The sequence below is a fragment of the Pyrococcus sp. ST04 genome (assembly GCF_000263735.1).
In the GTDB taxonomy this organism is placed as follows: Archaea; Methanobacteriota_B; Thermococci; order Thermococcales; family Thermococcaceae; genus Pyrococcus.
The window spans coordinates 1399890-1423049 of record NC_017946.1; the positions used below are offsets into that span (position 1 = coordinate 1399890).

The following is a 23160-nucleotide window of genomic DNA, read 5'->3' on the forward strand; positions in this document are numbered from 1 at the left end:
ATCTATTCTTTTAATCCTCTCCACTTTATATAACCTCCAAGAAGGAACTTCCCTGGCATCATTGGGTGATAAGCATAAACTCTTACCGCATAGTGCCAACAGGGGTCATTTAAGTTCTGGAGGGCTTTGCCTCTATATGTATATACATATCTTCCATTCCCTAACTCTTTTGTTTTCCTGAGCTCCACTATATGAGGCTTTAGTATCTTAAACTTCTCCTCTCTTATTCCGTAATACAGTTCAACTCTGACGTCTTCTGGGGAGAGACCGTTAAGATTCACGGTAACTTCGACTAGATGCTCATTAACCTTAACGTCCTCAATTTCAACTTTCTCCCACTCCTTCATTACCCTTGCTTTCCATCTTGCTAGTTCTTTTGCCCATTTATAGTTGTCTCTGCTAAGGTATATTCCGAGCTCCATGGCCTTTGAGTAAAACTTAGTAACATAATCCTTGACCATTCTATGAGTGCTGAACCTAGGAGCTATTGTTTTTATGCTCTCCTTCATCATCCTGATCCATGCATCCCTGTTTTCGTAGTACATGGGTACTACAACACCCTCGAGGATGTCGTACAAACTGATTGCATCCCAATAGTCGTCAGCCTCGGTTTCAGGTTCCGTGCTCGTGTCCCCGATCACCCAGCCATTCCTTCCGTTATATCCTTCAACCCACCATCCGTCGAATATGCTGAGATTTATGACCCCATTGAGGCCCGCCTTCATACCACTTGTTCCACTGGCCTCTAAGGGTCTTCTTGGAGTGTTAAGCCACACGTCAACTCCCGATACAAACAATCTTGCAGAGCCCATGTCATAGTTCTCGATTAAAATGATCTTCCCTTTGAACTCTGGCATTTGAGAAACTTCATAAACTCTTCTAAGGAACTCCTTGCCAGCTTCATCTCTTGGGTGAGCCTTTCCTCCAAAGACAATGTAAACTGGCCTTTCGGGATTGTTCACTATTTTCTTAAGCCTCTCAAGGTCTGCGAATAGAAGAACAGCTCTCTTATATGTGGCAAATCTTCTTGCGAATCCTATTATCAGAGCGTTTTCGTCAATATCGGGCAGGGGTTCATCTATTCCTAACCTCTCATTTCTTCTCATGATTTTCCTTCTTATAAGCTCAATCAACTCTTTCTTTGCCTTTAAATGAGCCTCCCACAGCTCTTCATCAGGAATCCTTTCTATAGCATACCAAATACCTTCTAAGTTCACATGCTCCCTCCATATTTTTCCAATGTATATATCATACAGCTTCGCAAGATTTTCGTTTACCCATGTTGCTGTATGAACACCATTCGTTATGCCCTCTATTGGTATCTCATCCAGAGGAACTCCTTTCCAGAGATCAGCCCACATCTCTCTAGTAACTTTTGCATGTAACTGGCTGACTCCATTGACGAAGTTTGAGGTTTTAATTGATAGGATTGTCATATTGAAGTTCGAATCCTCTGGCGTAGCTTTTCCTAGCTCAAGGAACTTCTCCACAGGTAGTCCCTCAAAGAATTTTGAAAGTTTCTCTTTAACGAAGTCAGCTGGAAATACATCATGGCCTGCTGGTACTGGGGTGTGGGTTGTAAACACGCTTGTCCCTCTAACAACCTCCAAAGCCTCCTCAAAGCCTAGTCCTCTCTCCATGAGCCACCTTATTCTTTCAAAATTTGCAAAGGCCGGATGACCTTCATTTAAGTGAATAACTCCTGGCTCTATCTCTAAAGCCTTTAGAAGTCTCATTCCACCTATTCCTAGAAGAATCTCTTGCTTTATCCTTTTGTCAGGCTCCGCGTTATACAGATAATCACATATTCTTCTATCTTCATCGGTATTTTGGGGAACATCTGTGTCAAGCAGGTACAAGTTAACTCTACCAACTTTAACTAAAAAGACCCTTGCCTTTACTATCCTGTCCTCCAGAGGAACATCGATGAGAAGCGGCTTTCCATCGTTCGTTAGAACCTGTCTGATGGGCATTTCTTTTATGTTATACTCCGGGAATATTTCTACCTGTCTACCGTCTTTATCTATTTCCTGCTTGAAGTATCCATGCTTGTAAAGGAGGCCTATTGCTATGAAAGGCAGGCCAAGGTCACTGGCCGTCTTCAAATGATCCCCCGCAAGTATGCCAAGGCCTCCGGAATATATAGGAAGACTCTTACTAATGCCGTATTCCATACACAAATATACTATGGGCTTATCCCAGTGGGGATAATTTGTTGAAAACCACGTTGTACTTTCAGTCATATAGCTCTCAAATCTTTCGATTACCAGTTCATATAGGTCTAGGAAAGAATCATCCCTAGAAAGTTCTTTAAGCCTTGACTCTGGAACCTCTAGCAAAAGCTTAACTGGGTTTTTGTACTCCCTCCAGTGTTCCTCATCTATCTTTTGCCAAAGTTTCATTGCCTTATGATCCCAACTCCACCAGTAGTTATATGCTAAATCTGCCAATTTAAATAAATTTTCGGGAAGCTTTCTGAGTATTTTCTCTTTAATAGAATTGTCAACTTTCATTCCCTACCACCCCCAGAGAGCTAATTGCAACTTTATAATCCCTGTCAGAGTAAAGGACGAGGTAAATTTCCTTAACATTTCTAGCGTTTTTAAGAAACTCCTCAGCCACGGAGGCGAATACCCTAACAACATTTTCTAGGGGACAGCCATATATGCCTGCACTTATAGCTGGAAATGCAATACTCCTAACTCCAAGTTCGTCGGCTTTTTTCAATGCCCCCAAAATCGCAAGCTTAAGTTTTTCTTCTTTCTCATTATCCCATTTACCCCCACAATAGGGACCCACAGTGTGAATAACATACTTAACTCCATTTTCAGCAAGCCTCAAAGGAGGGGTAACAACAACTTCCCCATGTTCAATCCAATCTTTACCTAATTGTTTTTTCATCTCTTCTTTACTAATTTTTATGTACTCATATACGTCCCCAGCGGCAGCCTTTGCTATTGCATATGCAACGCCTCCTCCATGCTCTAAGTACTTGTTCGCTGCATTTACTATAGCATCTGCCCTAAACTTAGTTATGTCTCCCTTTACAATCCTAATCATTTCTCTTCACCTATTACCCTTAATATGAGGGTTTTCTCTCTTTCAGAAAAACTATCCATAGATCCAACAATTATCACAGTCGAATTATAGAGGATAGCATAATCCCTTAAATGAGCAAGGAACTTCAAAACACTATCAAATCCGTTTTCAAGAATCAGATATTCAAGACAATCTAACACAACTATTCCTCCTTTTTCCATATACCTAGTTGCTAAGGTTAACATTTTTACAAGATTCGTTGGCTCCACAGTTTGTTCACTCCTCTGAACTTTTGTTACCCAGAACCATCTCTCTTTATTTTCCTCTCTTGGAGGGTTCCTAGAAAAAACTAAAGCCATTTCTAAAATGTTGCTTGGTACTTTCTCCATAAACATTACTCCAGGTTTTAAGTTGACGCTCTCTGTTTTTTCAAGCGGCACAGGAATTTCAATTTTAAGAGAGCTGGTTGCAATTAGATAACCCAATACTAATGCCACTATAGCCTGAACTTTGTAGATTACCGAGGGATATTTATATAGCCCAATCGTTAAGAAAGCCAGAAGAAAGACTAGAAATGAAACTGTTTTCAACTCTCTCTCATTGGAGAAATATGTCACAACTCCCGCAATCATCAAAACAATCATATTAATGAATATCACCAGGAACGGAGAGTATTGAACAAAATATAAATACGCTACCACTGGTACGACAGTTAAGTATCTTATTTCATTCCCGTATTTATTGAAAAATTCTGGCAAAGTCATTTCGATAGTCCCTATCCAAAAGAAGGATACGAATGCAGAGATACTTGCCAAGTAGGTCACACTATTTATCAAGGCTCCGATACTCAAGGTTAAGAATGCAAGTGCATAATACAATAAGGGTCTCTCCCCTCTTCTGCTATGTTCATAGAATAAGACAACATAGAGAAGGAGGAGAGCAACGCCCAATACAATGTCAATATTTATCATAAGTTTCATAGTCCAATAACCCCCAAAAACTTGTCAATTACTTTATCTTCATCCACAGTCTGAAATTCTCCATCCAAGAGGATTATGTTCCCATTTACTATAAGGGTTTCAACATCGCCCATTTTTGCTGAGAATATTATCGAGCTTAATGGGTCATGAAGAGGCAACAAATTGGCCCTTCTAAGGGGAATTACTGCAATATCTGCTAAATATCCTTCTTTTATTACACCACCCTTCAGCTTCAATGCCTTTGCCCCATTCAGAGTTGCCATTCTGAGTATTTCACTAGATTTTATTATTGCCGGATCAAGAGCATGAACCTTCTGAAGAAGGGAGGCAAGTCTCATTTCTCTCAGCATATCTAGGGTATTATTGCTGGCCGCTCCATCGGTTCCTAGAGCAACGTTAACTTTGTTATCCAAGAGATCTCTCAGCCGTATTATACCACTTCCAAGCTTCATATTACTCGCAGGACAATGTACTATGGTAACCCCACCTTCGCTTAACAATTTTATGTCATTATCGCTTAGCCACACTCCATGGGCTGCAATTACCCTCGAATTTAGCAAGCCCACTTCGGCCAAAAGTTCAACCGGACTTTTACCATATCTCTCCTTAATTTGTTCTACTTCACTTCTTGTTTCGGATAGGTGGATTGTGACCAGAGAATCCCACTCCTTCATTTTGGTCGCGACCCACTTCAAGCATTCTGGAGAACAGGTGTAGGGAGCATGGGGAGCTAAAATAAAGTTGATAAGAGGAGAGTTAACCTTCTCCACGTATTTTTTGAACTTTTCTGTTTCCCTAAACTCGATTCTCCTTTTTTCTTCATCACTGAGATCTATCATCCCATAACCTAGAAAACCCCTTAATCCAACTTCCAAAGTTGCCTTGGCGACCTCTTCCATATGAAAGTACATATCAATAAAAGTCCCTGTTCCTGATCTTGCCATCTCAATAAGGGCAAGAAGGGCTCCCCAATAAATTTCCTTTCTTGTGAGTTTCTTCTCATTTGGCCAGATATATTTCTCTAACCACTCCATCAAAGGTACATCCTCTGCGAGTCCTCTTAACAATACCATAGGAGAGTGAGTGTGGGCATTAATAAAGGCCGGTATTACTAGTGAATTATTCACATCAATAACGATGTCCGCATTTGGGGATATATTCCTACCAATCTCTGAAATTACATTCCCCTCAACATATATATCAGCTCTCACAAGCTCAAAATTTTCTCCATGTAGAACTAAACCATTTTTAAGTAACACCGACAATGATACCCCCTTGTGTTTAATCGCTGATAAATATAAAAAGCTTTTTCCAAGTATCTTGGGGGAATTAAAATGCTCGAAGTCGAAATTTCCAGAATAAAGTTTAGGAACCCTCTAATATTAGCTTCAGGAGTCGTTGATATGACACCCGATTTGTTAAGAAGAGCTCACAGAGAAGGGGCCGGAGGGGTTGTAACTAAGTCAATAGGACTTAAACCCAGAAAGGGATACGAGAACCCTACGATAGTTGAGCTACCTTATGGCCTAATAAATGCCATGGGGCTTCCAAATCCTGGATGGGAAGCATTTCTTGAAGAATTTAAGGGAGAGAAATTTGATTTTCCTCTTATAGTCTCAATATTTGCTGGAACTCCCGAAGAATTCGCATTCTTGGCTGAGAAGCTTACCGAGATTGCCGATGCCTTCGAGCTTAACCTTAGCTGTCCCCATGCAAAAGGATATGGAATGGAGATCGGCCAGAGACCAGAAAACGTATATGAGGTAGTTAGAAAGGTCAAAGATGCAACAGACAAACCAGTTATAGCAAAATTAACTCCAAATACTGATGACATAACTAAGTTGGGGCTTGCAGCTGAAAAGGCCGGTGCCGATGCAGTTTCCGCAATAAATACAGTAAAAGCAATAGCGATAGACATATACGCCAGAAGACCCATTTTAAGCAATAAGGTAGGCGGATATTCAGGGCCAGGTATAAAGCCAATAGCACTGAGGGCCATCTATGATCTAGCAAGAGTGTTGGAGATTCCAGTGATAGGGATAGGAGGAATAACAACCTGGCAAGATGCAGTGGAATTCCTCCTCGCAGGAGCTTCAGCTCTTCAAATAGGAACAGCCGTGTACCTTCGAGGATTCTCCGTGTTTCGAGAGATTTCAGAAGGAATTAAAAGATACTTAAAGGAAGAGGGCTTTAGAAGTGTAAAGGAAATAATTGGACTTGCCCTAGATGTTTAACAAATGTCGAAATTCATTTCGTCGAAAACATAGAGGAAAAGTTATAACATTCGTCGAAAATCGAAAAATGTAAACGCTTTCAGGGGTGATATAAATGAGCTTGGAAGCTCTTTTTAATCCAAAAAGCATTGCTGTTATAGGTGCTTCTTCAAAGCCAGGAAAGATAGGATACGCAATCATGAAAAACCTAATTGAGTACGGCTATGAAGGCAAGATATACCCAGTAAACATTAAAGGAGGAGAAATGGAAATTAGTGGGAGGAAATTTAAGGTTTACAAGAGCATACTTGAGATTCCGGATGAAGTTGATATGGCAGTCATAGTTGTTCCAGCTAAGTTTGTCCCCCAAGTTGTTGAGGAGTGTGGACAAAAGGGAGTCAAGGTAGTTCCAATAATAAGTTCAGGATTTGGTGAGCTTGGAGAAGAAGGAAAGAAGGTTGAGCAACAACTAGTCGAAACTGCAAAGAAGTATGGAATGAGAATTCTAGGGCCAAATATTTTCGGAGTTGTTTATACCCCAGCAAAACTTAACGCAACTTTTGGACCAACTGATGTTCTCCCAGGTCCTTTGGCTTTGATAAGCCAGAGTGGAGCACTAGGAATAGCCCTCATGGGATGGACAATCTTAGAAAAGATAGGGCTCTCAGCGGTAGTTAGTGTTGGAAATAAGGCAGATATCGACGATGCAGATCTCTTAGAATTCTTCAAAAACGACGACAACACGAAGGCAATTCTGATATACATGGAAGGAGTTAAAGACGGAAGAAGGTTCATGGAAGTCGCCAAGGAAGTGAGCAAGAAGAAGCCCATAATTGTAATAAAGGCAGGAAGAAGTGAAAGAGGTGCAAAAGCAGCGGCTTCACATACTGGTTCATTAGCTGGAAGTGACACAATATACAGTGCTGCTTTCAAGCAGAGTGGGGTCTTAAGAGCACTAACAATAGGAGAAGCCTTCGACTGGGCAAGAGCCCTAAGCAACCTGCCTGAGCCTCAAGGGGACAATGTTGTGATAATAACAAACGGTGGTGGAATAGGAGTTATGGCAACTGATGCCGCAGAAGAGGAGGGCCTAAAACTTTATGATGACCTCGAACAGCTTAAAATCTTTGCAAACCACATGCCACCATTTGGAAGCTACAAGAATCCCGTTGACCTAACTGGAATGGCCGATGGAAAGAGCTATGAAGGGGCAATTAGAGATGCACTTGCCCACCCAGAAATGCATGCAATAGCCGTTCTTTATTGTCAAACTGCTGTTCTCGATCCAAGAGAACTCGCAGAGATAATAATCAGGGAGTACAACGAAAGCGGGAGAAAGAAGCCTCTTGTTGTGGCAATAGTTGGTGGAATTGAAGCTAAGGAGGCTATAGACACCCTCAACGAGAATGGAATTCCAGCATATCCAGAACCTGAAAGGGCGATAAAGGCACTTTCAGCACTCTACAAATGGAGCAAATGGAAGAAAAAACATGGAGAATGAAAAGTAGAAAGGATTAATGGACATTCTTTTTCTTCTTCCACTTCTTACTCCATCTGTACTTCCTGAGTCTTCTGCTTCTTCCAAAACCACAGGCGGCGCAGTATCCTTTCTTTATGTTAAATGCAACTCTCCCGCATCTTCTGCATCTAATGTGTGTGGGGGTCTTATTTCTTTTACCGAAAGTCGCTGTTCCGCTACCCATTCAAGTTCACCCCCACTAGAGTTCTTCTGTTGGGGATATAGCTAACACATTGTCTCCTCTGATAACGATCTTGCCGTACTTCTTCACAACTTCTCCATCCTGAATCATCTCAGCATCCGCTAGGACAACGTTAAGATGAATGTCATATCCGATGAGCCTGCCTCTGAATTCAAACCCCTTCTTGAGAATTACAAGCACGTCCTTATCCAAAGACTTGTGGATAACGTCAAGAGGCCTCTCAGCCATTTTCCTCCCCCCTTTAGTTTCACACACATAATTGGGAGTGTGTTTATAACTCTTTCCGTTCTTTGATTTGAAGTTCTAGCTAATGATTCTCAAATGAAGATGACATCCAACAAATTTATATCTTCCTATGAAAATTTTTCCCCAGAGGTGTCCATAGTGAGAGGAGTACTCGATGAAGTTGATAAGAAAATCATAGAAATTCTTCAAAAAGATGGAAAGGTTCCACTAAGGGAAATCTCAAAGATTACTGGACTAGCAGAGTCAACAATTCATGAGAGAATTAAAAGGCTAAGGGAAAGTGGTGTTATAAAGAAATTCACAGCAATCATTGATCCCGAAGCGTTAGGGTATACAATGTTAGCATTCATACTAATAAAGGTGAAAGCGGGCAAATATTCAGAAGTCGCATCTAAACTAGTGAAATATCCAGAGATAATGGAGGTTTATGAAACTACGGGAGATTATGATATGGTTGTGAAGATAAGAACCAGGAACAGTGAAGAACTAAACAATTTCCTCGATATAGTTGGGAGTATAGAGGGGGTAGAAGGAACACACACAATGATTGTTTTAAAAGTCCATAAAGAGACTACAGAACTCCCAATCAAATAAACCTTCTTTATTTAGAAGTATTGAGAACTAATCCAACTAATGAGAGAAATGGTTCAATATTCAAACTTACCCTCAAAACTTAATAAATTTCCAAGTTCCTTAATAGTATTTGAGGGCCTTACATATGGAGAGGGGATTTTCAATAATAAACATTAGACAGCTTCGAGAAGATGTAAGAAAATGGAGAATAAAGGAAGCAATCAATACCATAAGCCTTGCTAGAAATAGAGTAGAAGTACTACGTAGCTTGCTTAGAGACAAAGAGAGCACGATAAGAGGAAATACTTTGTTCTTAATTGAGAAAATGGTCAAAGAAAACATTCTCAAACCAGAGGAACTTGAGGAACTCCTTGATGATATAATAGCTCTTACAAAAGATTCTAACGAGAGAATAGCCCTCGACTCTATAAAATTCCTAAAATACATTCTTGAGAATGTTGAACTTTCCAATGAAAGTTATAATAAAATAATGAAGACATTAATGGAAGTAGTAGAATCCGGAAAGGGTGTTCTTGGAGAGTACGCCGCAGAAGGCCTTGGCGTTCTTGGGGTTAAGATAACCAGATTAGTCAGGAAAATAGTGCAATTTCTAGTCTCCTTAATAAAAGGGAGTAAAGAAAGAGAAGTTCAAAGTGCTGCCTTAACTGCGTTAACAGAAATAGCGACAAAATCAAAAGACAAGGAGATAGTAGAGGAGATAATCTCAGAATTCATGGACTTTCTAGATTCCGACGACTCGTATATTAAGGAGAGAACACTATCCTCACTTACTAGAGTCTTATCCTCCCAGAGAACTACAGTATCTAAGGGATTATTAGACAAACTAAAGGAAAAAATATCTGGATTAAAAGGAGGATATCTTGAAGAAAAAGCAGATCTGGTCTTAAATGCAATATCAACCAAAGAAAAAGAGAGTACAAGCCAATATGCTGGATATAAAATAGAACAACTGCTTGACATGGAAAAGCATGAAATAGTAGCCGAAATGGCTAAGGAAAATGAAGAAATATTAGATAGAATAGTGGATATGCTTTCATCACAAGATTATATAAGAAGAACAGATGCACTATGGGTGATTTCTAGAATTGTTGACTTCCTCGGTCCAAGTAGAGCATACTCAATACTGCCAACTCTTGGAGACTTAATAAAGAGTCCAAATCCCTGGGTAAGGAACACTGCAATAAAAACACTGTCAAATATCTATTTCCTTTATCCGGGAACAAAAGAATATATAATATCCCTTCTTGACCTACTATTGAAATCCTCTGACAAAAGAGCAGTTGAAGCTGGACTTGAACTCATAAAGGAAATAACAACCCACTCTCCTACCAAGGATCTCTTCAAAGCTGTTATAATCCTGACACTAAAGAGGTTAAGAGACGAAACTGTAAGACTTCCAATTTTGAGATTCTATGCTTTAACGGCGGAGCACTTTTTGAGTTTGGACAGAGAAATACTACAGAAACTGTTTGACGAGCTAAATGAAATTTACAAAATTGCAAGTGATGAAGAGAAAAAGATAATAATATCATTGCTCGACCTAATAAACACAATCCTTAAGAGGGAAACAGAAAATGGAAGCATACAATGAATTTATAGAGTACCTAAAAGGATGGAGATTAAGAAAAGCAATAGAAATTGTCTCTTCAAACAAGGAAGTAGGATTAGAGATCCTTAAAAAGGCCCTCAATGAAAAGGAACCTCTAATAAAAAAGGCAACTTTGTATATAATAAAGAAGTTAGTCATGAAAAAAGAGCTTAACGTTGAAGATATAAGGACATTAATCCAGCACATTCTTCCCCTACTTGAAGACAAAGATGAATCTGTAGTTCTTCAAGCTATCGAGACCCTAAATACAATATTAAACTTCGTTGAGTTGCCTCAAGACTTAAACGATGAAATAACCACGATATTGATGAATGTTATAGAGGAAAGGTCAGAACCAATAAATGAGTATGCAGCAGAAGGACTTGCAACACTCGGAGCAAAAATCTTGACAATAGCTAGGAGAATCATAAACTGGATTAGAGAAATTATAAGAGGGAAATCACCAAGAAAGAAAATCGCGTCATTAAGAGTGCTGAAAGAGATGATAGCTAGAACTGAAAACCCAGAAATAATGGAAGAGGCCTTTAACTTAGCTTTGGATCTCTTGAATGATGAGGATCCTCTAGTAAGGAAAATTGCACTTACAATAATTGATGTTGCTGTTGACAAAATAGAATACTTATCCCAAGAGAGCCTCCAAAGAGCATCTAAAGAGCTTGGGATACCCGGATTAGGAGAAAAGGCCAAAAATACAAAGGCAAAAATAGATGAATATCTTGAAAATCCAAAGACTATACAAAAACCGAAGGTCGAAATTAGGGAAGTTGAAGAATACAGTATAGAGATGATAAAGAAGATGTTTGAGAAAGAGCAGCATCTAGCGGTTTTAGAACTAGCAAAGTCAGATTATAGAATTATGAGTCTCATAATTAAAATTCTCCTCTCAGAAGACCTTCTCACAAAACTTGATGCCCTCTGGGTTATTTCAAATGCAACAAGCTACATAAAAAGAGATGATGTTGAAAAGATAATCCCCCAACTAGAAGAATTCTTACTCCATGACAACCCCTGGATAAGATCGACTTCAGCAAAAGTACTTGCAGAGCTTGCACTCAACTATTCCTCAGTTATGGACAAGATCATGAATACCACATTGAAATTCTTAGAGAAGAAAGATGACCCCAAGCATATAAGAGGAGGTATAGAACTCGCGGATGCTCTTCTTTCGAGAGTAGAGAATATTGGATTTTTAGAAGAGGTCGTAAAGAGATTAGCCAAGTTGGACCGCTTACCAAAAGAAGCTACAGACTTCCTTAAGAAACATGAAAAGGATATAGAAGAGCTAAATCCAGAGTTAAAGCGTGAAATCTCGATAAAGCTTGCAAACTCACTGCTCGGTTAGCTTTAATATTGCCTCCGCAAGGTCTCCATTTGTCTCTTCTAAAGCTTTTTTTGCAGTCTCATAATCAACCCCGGCCTGTTCCATAACAAGCTTTATATCTTCCTCAGATATCTTCACAATAACCTTCTCTTCCTCAGTCCCACCAGCAATTTGATACATCTTCTCTCCCATAGCTTTTATAACTGTCACAACGGGTTGCTTAATTATGATTTCCTTATCTTCCATCCTTATGATAACTTCTTTAACTCCTTCTAGCTGCCTCATGTCAAGTTGTTTCATTAGTTTTTTCAATTGTTTCTGGTTTAGTGGAATCATCTTCATCACCTAAGACAGAAATGGTGCGGGGGGCGGGATTCGAACCCGCGCAGCCCTACGGCACCGGATCTTAAGTCCGGCCCCTTTGGCCAGGCTCGGGCACCCCCGCTCACAAAAAGGTGATAGAGGTAGGTTTAAAAATATTATTCCTCCTCTTCTTCCATTTCTTCAATCTCTTCTAAGATGTGCTCAAACTTTTTGAAGTCTTCTGTCTTTGCTAGTAGAGTTATAAAGTCATCTATCTCCTCTTTCTCAAGGAAAGCTCCAGCCAGAACTCTCCCGGTATATTTATTATCCTTTATTTCCCAGAACAAATAGAACTCTGGGAAATCTTGTTTTATCTTTCTGTAAGCGACTCCATACTTTGAATCTTTAAGAGGATTCTGTTCAAGAAAGAAGTGTCCGGGCCTAAGCTCAATCATGTGAAGAATTGCTCCTCTCTTTGTTCTTACAAGTTTGACTTTAATGTTCCACTCCTTGATAACCTTCATGGGGTTCACCAAAAGTAGAAGAGAAGAAGGAGTAAATAAAATTGTCTAAAGCTTCAGCTCATGAATGTTCTCTAAGGCTTTGACCATCAACTTAACGGTGGCATCCACGTCCCTTTCATCAACAACCTCGGCGTTGGAGTGAATGTATCTGGCAGGGACACTGATTGCACCTGTTGGGACTCCTTCCCTTGTAAGGTGAATCGCCCCAGCATCAGTACCTCCACCTAGAAGTATTTCGAGCTGGTAGGGAATTTCATTCTTCTTAGCTAGCTCCTCAAGCCACCTCACTATCGTTGGATGGCATATCACAGAGCGATCCATAATTTTTATTGCAGTTCCCTTGCCGAGTTGGGTAACCTGCTTGTGCTCCGGCGTTCCAGGGACATCAGCAGCTATTGTAACATCGATTGCAAAGCCATAGTCTGGGTTTATTCCAAATGCCGAAGTTCTAGCTCCTCTAAGGCCAACTTCTTCCTGAACCGTCGCTACAAAGTATACATCGGCTTTTGTATCCTCAAGCTGTCTTGCAGTCTCAATTAAGGTATAAACAGCAATCCTATCGTCAAATGCTATGCTCACAAATCTGTGCTTTCCAAGCCTCTCAAGCCTGCCGTCCCACGTTATGACGGTTCCTATTCTAACTCCCATTTCTTCTGCTTCTTCTCTGCTCTCGGCACCAATGTCTATGAATATCTGATCCCAGTCAGGAGCCTTCTTTCTTTCCTCAGGCTTTTGAATGTGCGGAGGTACGGATGCGCCAACACCATAGATGAATTTTCCTTTATCAACCCAGACCTTAAACCTTTGGGCTATCAACGTTTTAGGATCAACTCCGCCGATAGGAGCAACTCTAAGGAATCCATTCTTCTCTATATGGGTAACCATCAGACCTATTTGATCCATATGGGCTGCTATCATGACTTTCGGTCCGTTTCCTTTCTTGTGAGCTATCACGTTTCCGAGTCTATCAACCTTAATCTCATCCACATAGTCTTTGATTTCTTCTATTACAACATCTCTTATCCCCAGGAACTCATACCCTGAAACCCCAGGTGCCTCCACCACTTTCTTAAGAAGTTCATAATCCACCATATTTCCACCTCCATTAAGATTTCTATCTTAGTGTTTAGTTCTCGCTATATAAGGATGTCGTTTCTAATTAGTTAACGTTGCGTTATAAACTATTTAAAGAAAAATGACTAATTTTGTTAATGGGATGAGGATGGAGGAAATTAACAAACCAAAGGAAAGAGATGATTTTGTAGTTTTTGCAGGTATAAGACCTGACGGAAAAATTGAGTTCATAAAAGTTTATGCCATAAGTGAAGATTTAGCGATAGCAGTACTAGAGCAATTTCTAAGAGAAAACAACATTTATCCATCGGATTTTATAGTAATTCAGAAGGGATTCGAAAGTGTAAAAGGAAAAGAAGCAATAACGACAAGATCCGAAGAAGAACTCAGTGCTACACTGTCAAGATTAGGACTTAGGCTTGTTTCAAATGGCATCCTATATACAAAGGGAAGGGATAAAATATATCAGATAACAGCAATTTCAAAAGATTTACTTGAGACAGAAATGAGCAAAGAAGAAAAGATAATAGAAGACGTCAAATTCAACTTCTCAAAAGTGGGGCTACCGGAGAAATACTCTAGAAGGTTAAACTTGTTATCGCTTATGGAAGACGCCCTAATCCTGAATAGGGCAGAATTAGACGTTCCAACCATTATTAAAAATTCTATTGAAGGAAGAATTTCAATTCCAAGATTAATCGAGGTTGAGGGAATAATTATTAGGGTTTTTGATGAAGAATATCATGAAGTTAAGGGCTCTCATTTGGACAAAGTAATAGTTAAACCCCCAGTAATTCATTGGGATGCTCATATTGATAGCATCGAAGACTTTTCCTTCAAGAACATTGAAGAAAATATATACTCTGCACCTCTTTTTCTAAAAGCTATGGGAGGTTTTTTGATTCTCACAGAGCCTCCCAGGGATCTTGTAAGGATGTTACTGAAGATGAAAAAGAGAGGAGAAGTTAAAGTAACTTTAAATGGTAGAAGGATCCGTCTTCCAGTTAACTTCACGATAATAGTTGATACCAAATATCCAGAGAACTATTCAGGTCTCAAGTTTCCAATAAGAATAAATCTACCTCCATTTGATGATGACACATTTAAGCAGGTACTATCAAAAGCTCTAGGAGTCACGATACCTACAGGAGTTCTTCCAATGTTCCCCGAAGAGTACAGAACTTTTCTAGGAGTGGAAATTATAGCAAATCTGTGGAGAAAGCTCACCAAATCAAAAAATAAAGATAGCATAGAGCTTTTAAGGGAAGTCGCCGCGATAGTTAGCGGGGGCACACCATGATAACTATAGACGGCAGCTACGGAGAGGGAGGAGGACAGATATTAAGAACAGCAGTTGCACTCTCTGCGATCACTAAAGAACCCGTCAGGATTATCAATATAAGGGCCAACAGGCCAAATCCGGGACTGAGGCCTCAACACCTCAACGGAATACTAGCCTTAAAAGAACTTGCAAATGCGGATGTTAGAGGAGCCCATGTCGGGTCAAAAGAGTTAATATTTATACCAAGAGAGATTGAAGCAAAGAAGATAATAGTAAATATAGGAACGGCTGGAAGCATAACACTTGTTCTTCAGGCCCTTCTTCCAGCAATGGTCTTTGCCAATGGCAGAGTTGACTTCAAAATCACTGGAGGAACTGATGTATCCTGGAGCCCTCCAGTTGATTATCTAGCCAATGTGACACTATTTGCCCTTAGAAAAATCGGAATAAGAGCAGAGATCGTATTAAAAAGAAGAGGCCACTATCCAAAAGGTGGAGGGCTTGTTGAAGGATACACCGAGCCTTGGAGAGAGAAGAATTCCCTTATTGCTAACGAGTACTCTAAAGTCCTCAAAATTGGTGGGATAAGTCACGCAACAAATCTTCCAGCCCATGTGGCCGAGAGACAGGCTAGAGCAGCAAGAGAGGAGCTCCAACATCTAAACGTACCAATAGAGATAAAGACAGAAGTATCAAAATCAATTGGTCCAGGAAGTGGAATAGTCGTGTGGGCAGAAACAGACTGCCTCAGGATAGGCGGAGATGCTCTAGGAAAGAAAGGAAAGCCAGCAGAGATCGTTGGAAAAGAAGCAGCCCAAGAACTTCTAGAACAGCTAAAAACAAGAGCTTGTGTAGATAAGTTCCTAGGAGATCAGCTAATACCCTTCCTAGCATTCTCTGGAGGGGAATTTAAAGTTGCGGAGATAACAAATCACCTGATAACAAACGTGTGGGTTGTTGAAAACTTTCTTGGGAAAATTTTTGATGTGGATGGTGAGGTTGGAAAACCTGGTAAGGTGAAAGTTGTGAAGAGGTGGTAAATATGAAAGTCGGAATAATGAGTGACACCCATGACAATTTGCCCGCTATAAGGAAAGCAGTCGAATTCTTTAATTCAGAAGGAGTAGATTTGGTTATACATGCCGGGGATTATGTAGCCCCTTTCGTTGCCAAGGAACTTTCAAAACTGAATGCACCTCTAAAAGGAGTTTTCGGAAATAACGATGGAGAAAGAGACGGACTAAGAGAGAAGTTAGGCATCAAAGATGAGATCCTTGTTTTAGATTTAAATGGCCTTAAAACCGTAGTTCTCCACGGAACTGATGAGAGAATTGTCGAAGCCTTGGCGAGAAGTCAGCTTTATGACATAGTGATTAGAGGACACACCCACAGACATGGAATCCAAGAAGTTGGAAGGACGATAATAATCAATCCAGGAGAAGTTTGCGGTTACGTTACAGGAGTTAAGAGCGTTGCAATATTGAATGTAAGAGAAAGGGAGATAAAGATAGTGGATCTAGATACAAAAGATATTCTAGGCCTTATGAGCCTTTAGCTCTTTTGAATCTTATTTTTGCAGTCAAAATCTTTTCTGTCCTGAAAAACTTCGCTGTCAAATATAAGGTAATTCCTGAAACAACAACCAAATATCCTATACTCCTATACATCATCGAGTACTCTCCAAGTATCATTGCTCTAGAAGCAAGCACAGGATGGCTAAATGGAATTGCATATAGAATATACCTCACAAGCGGAGGCAATGTTTGAACGTCAGTTACCATGAAGATAAACGTTGGGAAAAGCATTGGCATTAACACGGCAGTAACAAGCGTCGAAGCACTCTTTGTATCCTCTGCAAAAACCCCCAAGAGCATTGAGATTGAAATTGCAAAAGTAATTGCCAAGAATATTATTACAGCAAATAGAAACATGCCATAGGGAGTTACTCTAAGACCCAAATCTTCGAGCCTTATATTTGCTGTCTCTCCGAAGCTTGAGAAGTATCTACTCATTCCGAACATATATGCTATAGCAGCCACAAGACCCAGAACAGCGCTCCCTATCATCTTTCCAGCGACTATCGAAGTCCTTGAAACTGGTAACGTAAGAAGGGTCTCCAGCGTCTTATTCTCCTTCTCGCTAGCCATGGTTCCAGCAGCCATCTGAGAGACCATTGTGAACATTATGAAGACCACTATTGGAATAGAGAAGGCTTGGGAAGCCATAACTGCAGACACTAGAGAAGGAGGTAAGTTGATTATCCTCCCCTTAATTACAGAGTAGCTCCTAACCCCTATAGGATGAAGAACCGCTTCAGGATTTTGGAATTCAGTTTTAAGCTTTAACTTAGCTAGTTCTTCGCTGAGAACATTTACAACTGCATTTATCCTTCCCTCACTAACACTCTCCTTCATTCCAAGGCTCATCCCTGTAAATACTCCATAAACTTCAATAAGGGCCTTCTTGTTTTCCTCTATGCTCTCTGAAAAGTTCTTTGGAATAACCAAAAGAACGTTATATCCCTCCTTAATGGCAATATTCAAAGCATCTTCAACATCCTTTGCCTTTATTTCGACAACAGTCACATTTGGGGCAACCTTTAGAGCCTTAATTAGTAAATCAGCATAATTGCCTTCATCAAAGTTCGCTATTACAACCTTAGTCTCCTTTTGAGCCTGTTCCATTCCAATTTGAACCATTTGACCTAGAGCCGGATAGAGAACGAGAGGGACTATAATAAGGGCAAAAATCAGACCTTTATCCCTGAACATATCCTTTAGTTCTTTCATTAAGATTACCATAAAGTCAGACATTCTTGATCGCCTCCATAAATACCTCCTCCAAGTTTTCGGCTCCGTACTTCCCCTTAAGCTCCTCCGGGGTTCCCACTTCCATTATCTTACCCTTGTGGATTAAAGCAACTCTATCGCACAAGTACTCAACTTCAAGCATGTTGTGGCTCGATATCAAGAAAGTAACACCTTCATCCTCTGCAAAACTCTTTATGGTTCTTCTTATTTCAAAAGCATTTATTATATCAAGTCCACTTGTTGGCTCATCTAAAATTGCAAGCTTTGGTCTAACCATTAGAGCCCTCGCAAGCAGAAGCCTTCTTGTCATACCCTTTGAGTACGTTGATACCTTATCCCTAAGCCTGTTACCGAGACCCGAAAGTTCAATGCCAAGTTCTAACATTTCTTTAGCCTTCTTTTCTTCCTTGGCATAAAGTTTTGCCATAAACTCCAAATATTCCAGCCCAGTGAGTCTTTTGTAGGCACCAGCTTCCTCCGGGAGATAACTTATCAATTTTCTAACTTCATCTGCCTCTTTCACTACATCATAGCCAAAAACTTTTGCTTTCCCCCCTGTTGGTGTGAGTAAGGTGGCCAGAATTCTAAGGGTCGTTGATTTTCCAGCACCGTTGGGTCCTATGAGACCAAATATCTCTCCTTCCTCGATCGTGAAGCTTATTCCCCGAAGCGCTCTAACTCTTCCGTAGTCCTTCTCAAGATTGATAACTTCAACGGCGCTCATTCTTTACCCTCCCATATTTATACATGAGCAATCCTATGGTTGCCAAAGTAATTCCGAACAAAGCTAATATCCTCAACCCAGAATACCCACCCACAAAAGCAATTCCCAAGCCGGTAACAACGCCAAGCCATCCATTCCTTTCATGAACATTATAGAAGTTTTGAGAAAGCATTAGAAACACAGCTCCACTCATTATGAGCCCAATCTCCAGAATTAGGAAAAATGGGTTTATTCCCCTGCACACTTCCCCAGTAACTAAGTTAATGCAAGCCAGCCTTTCGACGGGAGGTCTGATAACTGCCAATCCTATTCCAAATATGTATAAGGCCAAACCCGCCTGCTTTTCAGTAATTTTCATTTTTCTCCCTCCTCATATATGAATATATCCTCAATTTTAAGTCCAAAAAATCTCGCTATTTTAAATGCTAACCTAAGGGATGGATCGTACTTTCCCTTCTCTATCGCTATTATCGTCTGCCTGGTAACGCCCAGAATCTTGGCCAATTCCTCCTGGGTCAGCCCTCTAGCCTCTCTAAGTTCCCTAAGCCTGTTTTTCACACTACATCACCCTGGAATAGTAGAATCTGAAGATTATGTGGAAAGCCATGAGGATGGCAAGTAGAATCTCGGATAAAATGAAGGCAGGCTTAAGAAGTTGATTTTCTTGATGAGCTACTGAGAGGTAAACAACAATGAACGCCAAGATTAGCATAAACACCTGCAATGTTCTTCTTGATGATATCTCCTCTATTCTTAACGTTCTTTCATCACTTAAGACGTGGCCTCTCCTTGTGAGGATTGTGTAGTATAAGTTAAGGACTAATACACCCACTATCAGAACTGCAAAAGCTATACTGAGGTTGCCTCTTGCCGTGGCTAATCCAAGGACGTATCCCATTATTCCAATGATGGCTACAGGTACTATCATCGAGCTTTCTTTTTCTTCCCCCAACTTCCTTCTGAGATAGCCAATTCCAATCGCTAGTACAAATATTGTAACTATCCATACAATCATGCTCTGGAGTTCCATGTCTTGCACCTCTTTATGTAAAGTTTCTTTTACGTTAAATATACCTAACATTTAACTTAAAAATATTTCGAGGAATAGTAATCAATGAAGAATATTTATAAATACGAAAGAAGAGTTCTCTGTTTTGGTTTTGGTGCTTCCTCTCCAACTGATATTTCAATATTCTCAAGCTCTTGAATCTTAGCTTTCCTGATCTCCTCAGGTAGTCTTATTTCACCATACTTTCCTCCACCACCAGGGATGACTATGAGTTTCCCATTTCTATATGCCCATATTGCCTTAGCAACATCCTCATGAATTTGGGCAAGGGTCTCTATTGGAACATCTACAAGAACCCTAATTTCACTCCCAAATTCTTTAAGAAATCTCTTCCAAATAACCTTAACAGCCTTAGTTTCTATTCCCTTTCCAATAACCATCCCTATTATCTCCGCTAGTGGGGCAAGTCTCAAATAGGGAGGTCTATCCTTTGGCCTCTCATTGGTATCCGCAAGCTCGAGAATTCTGTCCCTAACACCTTTCTTAATAACCCCTCCACACTTAGGACACCTCCACCTTAGAGATATTGCATCCTGGAGGGTATACTTTGTATAACACCTCGAACATGCGGTAAGGTGATATTTTCCGAGCCTTGGATCCAAGCCCGCATTCAAAACTATCTTCCTTCCTCCTCTCCTGAGAATTGCTTTTCTTATTTCCTCGAATGTAATGTCTTTAACTTCAAATCTATTGAACTCCCTTCCCAACCTGTGTGGCTGGGGAGAATGGGCATCTGAATTGCTCAAATATGTTAGAGTGTGATGTGCCTTAATCATGTCAGCCATTTCAGAGTCAGCAGACAGCCCAAGCTCGAGAAAATCAACCCTTGCATCTCCATACGCTTCCTTCAGGGAGTTGTATTCCTTATACAAGGCCGTCCAGGGAGTAAATGCGTGGGCTGGACCAATCAACACTCCAAGCTCATTACATATCTCAGCTATTTCAGATGCAGAGAGAGTGAGATGTGGTCTGCCTTCTGCTTCGATATCTCGCGAGTACTTTCTAAGGATCTCTCTTAGCTCATGAACTTGAGACAAACTGGGAAAAATGAGAAGATGGTGAACCCGTTTTGAATCCTCAACTTCAGCAGTTAAAATGAATCTAACCCCTCTCACTTCAAAAGTTCCTTCATCAATTCTCTTTCCCTCTCTTGTTAACTCATTCTCCCAGTGGGGATTAAGAATATCCCCTGTTCCAACGAGGTTCAGTCCCTTTAGCTTTGCATTTTCCGCTATTATAGGGAATATCATTAACTTTGAGACAGCCTTAGAATAATGGGAGTGAATATGTAGATCACCATCGACGAGCATAGTAGTAGAAACATGGCAACAAATAAAAATGTTTAGAAGTGCTCAGCCTTTAACGACGAGCACATCATCATCTAATCCTGAGAACTCTATCGAGCTGTCCCCAAAAGTTATGCTTGCTTCTTCATTTACAAGCTTCGAGTAGTCCTCATACCTTATTCCCACGATATACATAGGATCAAGATTGAGAACTTTCCTCTCAACTTCGAGCTCCGTTGCCATAAGCAGGGGGATATCTCCGGAATAAATCCCAGTAACCTTGAGTACTTCTCCAGATTTTCCTACGGAGATGAAAACGTAATCATTAGAGCTCCTGAATTCGTCTATCATATGAACAGAGCCCACTCCCTGTGGATTTGTTAGCGAGATCTTTCCTTCATTACCATTAAAGAACTGATACTCTTTTGAATAGACGGTCTCGTCAGCAACTTTTACAACGGCCCTAAGATCTGCAAAGTCATCCGATAGCTCATCCTCTCCAACAACACTCAAGCTCTTGAACTTTACTGGGATGTAGTCTTCATCAGTAGATATTGAATATCCAATTATCTTAGGCGCTCCTTCTTGAAGGCCATTGTCATAGTCAAATTCATAATAGATAAGCTCGTCAGAGTCTATGGATAGAGAGTTATCATGTCTCTCATAATCAACGTCACTAATAAACAAAACAGCTTTTCTCTGTCCTTCCTCTTTAACTACAGTTAGAGTCGGTATTGATACATCGACCTCAACTACTTTTAAACCCTGAAACTCTAGATTAACTGGCCCTTCTAGTTTTGTAACCTCTACTGTCTGAGTTTTCGTTGTTGCCGGAGAATTCAAACATCCGCTCCCAAAAACCAAGAGCAAAATTCCTATTCCCAAGCCAAAAATCCATTTTTTCATTTCAAACACCTGTTTAGGAATGAGGCTCATCCTAACACCTTTAAATACTTTTCTAAAAATTCATCCTGGAGGTGAGAGAATGAAGACATGGGAGCACTATGAACACACAGCAGACATAGGGATCAGGGGATATGGGGACAGCCTCGAAGAGGCGTTTGAAGCTGTGGCGACAGCTCTCTTCGATGTTATAGTTAACGTCAACAAGGTGGAAAAAAAGGAGGTAAGAGAGATAGAAGTTGAGGAAGAAGACCTTGAAGCACTGCTATACAGCTTTCTTGAAGAACTATTAGTACTACACGACACAGAAGGGCTTGTCTTTGGAGATTTTGAAGTTAAAATAGAAAAGGTTGATGGAAAATACAGGCTAAGGGCTAAAGCATATGGAGAAAAGTTTGACCCAGAGAAGCACGAGCCAAAGGAAGAAGTCAAGGCAATTACTTATCATGACATGAAAATTGAGCAACTACCGGACGGTAGATGGATGGCCCAACTTGTTCCTGATATCTAAAGGTGATAGATAATGAATCCCAAAGAGGAGTTCAAAAAGATAAATCCCAGATTAGTTGAGAGGTACTCAAAACTTGACGAAAGTGAGGAGTTTTGGGCATATTTATACAAGCCCATAAGACCAAGTATAAGGATAAATACACTGAAGGGGGAACTTAATGAGATAAAAAACCTTTTAGAGGAGAAATTCGAACTAGAGGAGATCCCCTGGACAAAAGGTGAGGGATTTTTTATAAAAAGATATGACGTCAACTTTGGAGAGCTTATAGAGTACTCCTTAGGCTTGATAATTCCTCAGGAAGCGAGTTCAATGATACCCCCCGTTGTCCTTGATCCGCAACCCGGTGAGTTCATTCTTGACATGGCGGCGGCTCCTGGAAGTAAAACTACTCAAATAGCTCAGTACATGGAAAACAAAGGATGTATAATTGCTAATGATGCCAAAAGGGATAGAGCAAACATACTCATAGCGAATTTAAACAGAGCAGGAGTTTTAATAGCGAAAGTCACAGTTAGGGATGGTGCGTATTTTGGGAGGTATGAAAATACATTCGATAGGGTTCTACTAGATGCTCCCTGCTCATCAGTAGGCATGATAAGAAAGAACTTCAAGTTTGCAAAAACGTGGAGCGTTGGAAAAGTTTACTATCACTCAAAACTCCAAAAGAGGCTAATATTAGCAGCGTACAAGGCCTTAAAGCCAGGGGGAGTAATGGTATACTCGACATGTACTGTTGATCCTGTTGAAAACGAGGAGGTTGTCGATTTCTTACTTCAAAAAACCGATGCGAAACTCGAAAAGATAAAACTTCCGCTTAAAAAAACACCTCCTGTTCTCGAATGGGAAGGGAAGAAGTATTCGGAAGAAGTCGCGAAAACCGTAAGAATTCACCCACAGGACAACGATACAGAAGCATTTTACATAGCGAAGATAGTTAAACCTAAATAAGAA

The 23160-nt window shown here is 40.3% G+C and carries 26 protein-coding genes and 1 tRNA gene; 10 read left to right on the plus strand and 17 right to left on the minus strand.

The features are described 5' to 3' along the window. Nucleotides 1-2: 2 nt before the first annotated feature. From malP to PY04_RS07375, 4 genes are read right to left on the minus strand one after another with little or no spacing between them, the layout of a single operon-like run. The gene (gene malP, locus PY04_RS07360; RefSeq protein ID WP_014734500.1) at nucleotides 3-2513 is read right to left on the minus strand and encodes a maltodextrin phosphorylase; all 2511 of its coding nucleotides are present in this window, start codon (nucleotides 2511-2513) and stop codon (nucleotides 3-5) included. Then, on the minus strand, nucleotides 2503-3060 hold the full coding sequence (locus tag PY04_RS07365) for a [protein ADP-ribosylglutamate] hydrolase (protein ID WP_014734501.1): 558 nt from the start codon (nucleotides 3058-3060) through the stop codon (nucleotides 2503-2505). Before PY04_RS07365 ends, malP begins: the two co-directional genes overlap by 11 nt. After that, nucleotides 3057-4019, minus strand: coding sequence for a DUF835 domain-containing protein (locus PY04_RS07370; protein ID WP_014734502.1), 963 nt, complete (start codon nucleotides 4017-4019; stop codon nucleotides 3057-3059). The genes PY04_RS07365 and PY04_RS07370 overlap by 4 nt, the downstream gene beginning before the upstream one ends. Next, entirely contained in the window at nucleotides 4016-5278 is a 1263-nt protein-coding gene (locus PY04_RS07375; RefSeq protein WP_014734503.1) for an amidohydrolase family protein, read from the minus strand. The genes PY04_RS07370 and PY04_RS07375 overlap by 4 nt, the downstream gene beginning before the upstream one ends. Before the next feature lie 75 nt (nucleotides 5279-5353). On the opposite strand from PY04_RS07375, the gene PY04_RS07380 reads away from it, so the two are divergent. Further along, nucleotides 5354-6253 carry a dihydroorotate dehydrogenase gene (locus PY04_RS07380; protein WP_048056094.1) on the plus strand — a complete coding sequence of 300 codons (900 nt, stop codon included), beginning with the start codon at nucleotides 5354-5356 and terminating at the stop codon, nucleotides 6251-6253. 94 nt (nucleotides 6254-6347) lie between these two features. Beyond that, nucleotides 6348-7733, plus strand: a complete 1386-nt coding sequence (acdAI, locus tag PY04_RS07385) for an acetate--CoA ligase II subunit alpha (protein WP_048056095.1) — start codon at nucleotides 6348-6350, stop codon at nucleotides 7731-7733. A 13-nt stretch (nucleotides 7734-7746) separates the two neighbouring features. On the opposite strand, the gene PY04_RS07390 is transcribed toward acdAI, so the two are convergent. Together PY04_RS07390 and PY04_RS07395 are read right to left on the minus strand one after the other, a co-directional pair. Next, nucleotides 7747-7935, minus strand: a complete 189-nt coding sequence (locus PY04_RS07390) for a 50S ribosomal protein L37e (protein WP_014734506.1) — start codon at nucleotides 7933-7935, stop codon at nucleotides 7747-7749. Between the two features lie 15 nt (nucleotides 7936-7950). Then, on the minus strand, nucleotides 7951-8181 hold the full coding sequence (locus tag PY04_RS07395) for an LSm family protein (RefSeq protein WP_014734507.1): 231 nt from the start codon (nucleotides 8179-8181) through the stop codon (nucleotides 7951-7953). Between the two features lie 156 nt (nucleotides 8182-8337). Between PY04_RS07395 and PY04_RS07400 the strand changes: the two genes are divergently transcribed. The 3 genes from PY04_RS07400 (at nucleotide 8338) to PY04_RS07410 (ending at nucleotide 11744) form a co-directional block, all read left to right on the plus strand. Beyond that, nucleotides 8338-8793 (plus strand): Lrp/AsnC family transcriptional regulator, encoded by a 456-nt coding sequence (locus PY04_RS07400; RefSeq protein WP_014734508.1) that lies wholly within the window; start codon nucleotides 8338-8340, stop codon nucleotides 8791-8793. A 109-nt stretch (nucleotides 8794-8902) separates the two neighbouring features. Continuing rightward, complete coding sequence (locus tag PY04_RS07405; protein WP_237710116.1) at nucleotides 8903-10384, plus strand: HEAT repeat domain-containing protein; 1482 nt, start codon at nucleotides 8903-8905, stop codon at nucleotides 10382-10384. Beyond that, nucleotides 10368-11744, plus strand: a complete 1377-nt coding sequence (locus PY04_RS07410) for a hypothetical protein (protein WP_014734510.1) — start codon at nucleotides 10368-10370, stop codon at nucleotides 11742-11744. The genes PY04_RS07405 and PY04_RS07410 overlap by 17 nt, the downstream gene beginning before the upstream one ends. Here PY04_RS07410 and PY04_RS07415 read toward each other — a convergent pair. The 4 genes from PY04_RS07415 to PY04_RS07430 all read right to left on the minus strand — a co-directional run bounded on the left by PY04_RS07415 (nucleotide 11730) and on the right by PY04_RS07430 (nucleotide 13642). Further along, nucleotides 11730-12059, minus strand: coding sequence for a nascent polypeptide-associated complex protein (locus PY04_RS07415; protein WP_014734511.1), 330 nt, complete (start codon nucleotides 12057-12059; stop codon nucleotides 11730-11732). The two genes, PY04_RS07410 and PY04_RS07415, sit on opposite strands and share 15 nt — an antisense overlap. Before the next feature lie 21 nt (nucleotides 12060-12080). Next, nucleotides 12081-12168, minus strand: a tRNA-Leu gene (locus PY04_RS07420). Nucleotides 12169-12202: 34 nt separating this feature from the next. Next, a complete protein-coding gene (locus PY04_RS07425; RefSeq protein ID WP_048056096.1) occupies nucleotides 12203-12550 on the minus strand; it encodes a hypothetical protein in 348 nt (115 codons plus the stop codon). Nucleotides 12551-12595: 45 nt separating this feature from the next. Further along, nucleotides 12596-13642, minus strand: a complete 1047-nt coding sequence (locus PY04_RS07430; RefSeq protein ID WP_014734512.1) for a M42 family metallopeptidase — start codon at nucleotides 13640-13642, stop codon at nucleotides 12596-12598. A gap of 130 nt (nucleotides 13643-13772) precedes the next feature. On the opposite strand from PY04_RS07430, the gene PY04_RS07435 reads away from it, so the two are divergent. From PY04_RS07435 to PY04_RS07445, 3 genes are read left to right on the plus strand one after another with little or no spacing between them, the layout of a single operon-like run. Next, a complete protein-coding gene (locus tag PY04_RS07435) occupies nucleotides 13773-14924 on the plus strand; it encodes a hypothetical protein (RefSeq protein ID WP_014734513.1) in 1152 nt (383 codons plus the stop codon). Beyond that, complete coding sequence (rtcA, locus tag PY04_RS07440) at nucleotides 14921-15946, plus strand: RNA 3'-terminal phosphate cyclase (protein WP_014734514.1); 1026 nt, start codon at nucleotides 14921-14923, stop codon at nucleotides 15944-15946. Before PY04_RS07435 ends, rtcA begins: the two co-directional genes overlap by 4 nt. A gap of 2 nt (nucleotides 15947-15948) precedes the next feature. After that, a complete protein-coding gene (locus PY04_RS07445) occupies nucleotides 15949-16461 on the plus strand; it encodes a metallophosphoesterase (protein ID WP_014734515.1) in 513 nt (170 codons plus the stop codon). On the opposite strand, the gene PY04_RS07450 is transcribed toward PY04_RS07445, so the two are convergent. From PY04_RS07450 to PY04_RS07480, 7 genes are all read right to left on the minus strand, one after another. Further along, nucleotides 16448-17719 carry an ABC transporter permease gene (locus tag PY04_RS07450; RefSeq protein ID WP_048056098.1) on the minus strand — a complete coding sequence of 424 codons (1272 nt, stop codon included), beginning with the start codon at nucleotides 17717-17719 and terminating at the stop codon, nucleotides 16448-16450. The genes PY04_RS07445 and PY04_RS07450 overlap by 14 nt on opposite strands. Further along, nucleotides 17712-18440, minus strand: a complete 729-nt coding sequence (locus PY04_RS07455; protein ID WP_014734517.1) for an ABC transporter ATP-binding protein — start codon at nucleotides 18438-18440, stop codon at nucleotides 17712-17714. Before PY04_RS07455 ends, PY04_RS07450 begins: the two co-directional genes overlap by 8 nt. Next, on the minus strand, nucleotides 18427-18798 hold the full coding sequence (locus tag PY04_RS07460; protein ID WP_014734518.1) for a hypothetical protein: 372 nt from the start codon (nucleotides 18796-18798) through the stop codon (nucleotides 18427-18429). The genes PY04_RS07455 and PY04_RS07460 overlap by 14 nt, the downstream gene beginning before the upstream one ends. Beyond that, nucleotides 18795-18998, minus strand: a complete 204-nt coding sequence (locus tag PY04_RS07465; RefSeq protein WP_014734519.1) for a helix-turn-helix transcriptional regulator — start codon at nucleotides 18996-18998, stop codon at nucleotides 18795-18797. Before PY04_RS07465 ends, PY04_RS07460 begins: the two co-directional genes overlap by 4 nt. 1 nt (nucleotide 18999) lies before the next feature. Further along, nucleotides 19000-19470, minus strand: coding sequence for a DUF2178 domain-containing protein (locus tag PY04_RS07470; protein ID WP_014734520.1), 471 nt, complete (start codon nucleotides 19468-19470; stop codon nucleotides 19000-19002). Between the two features lie 95 nt (nucleotides 19471-19565). Further along, a complete protein-coding gene (locus PY04_RS07475; RefSeq protein ID WP_048056099.1) occupies nucleotides 19566-20819 on the minus strand; it encodes a TIGR00375 family protein in 1254 nt (417 codons plus the stop codon). 42 nt (nucleotides 20820-20861) lie between these two features. Then, on the minus strand, nucleotides 20862-21731 hold the full coding sequence (locus PY04_RS07480; RefSeq protein WP_048056100.1) for a hypothetical protein: 870 nt from the start codon (nucleotides 21729-21731) through the stop codon (nucleotides 20862-20864). Nucleotides 21732-21780: 49 nt separating this feature from the next. Here PY04_RS07480 and PY04_RS07485 point away from each other — a divergent pair, with 49 nt between their 5' ends. Together PY04_RS07485 and PY04_RS07490 are read left to right on the plus strand one after the other, a co-directional pair. Beyond that, a complete protein-coding gene (locus PY04_RS07485) occupies nucleotides 21781-22209 on the plus strand; it encodes an archease (RefSeq protein WP_014734523.1) in 429 nt (142 codons plus the stop codon). A gap of 12 nt (nucleotides 22210-22221) precedes the next feature. Continuing rightward, nucleotides 22222-23157, plus strand: a complete 936-nt coding sequence (locus PY04_RS07490) for a tRNA (cytosine(49)-C(5))-methyltransferase (protein ID WP_014734524.1) — start codon at nucleotides 22222-22224, stop codon at nucleotides 23155-23157. Nucleotides 23158-23160: the final 3 nt, after the last annotated feature.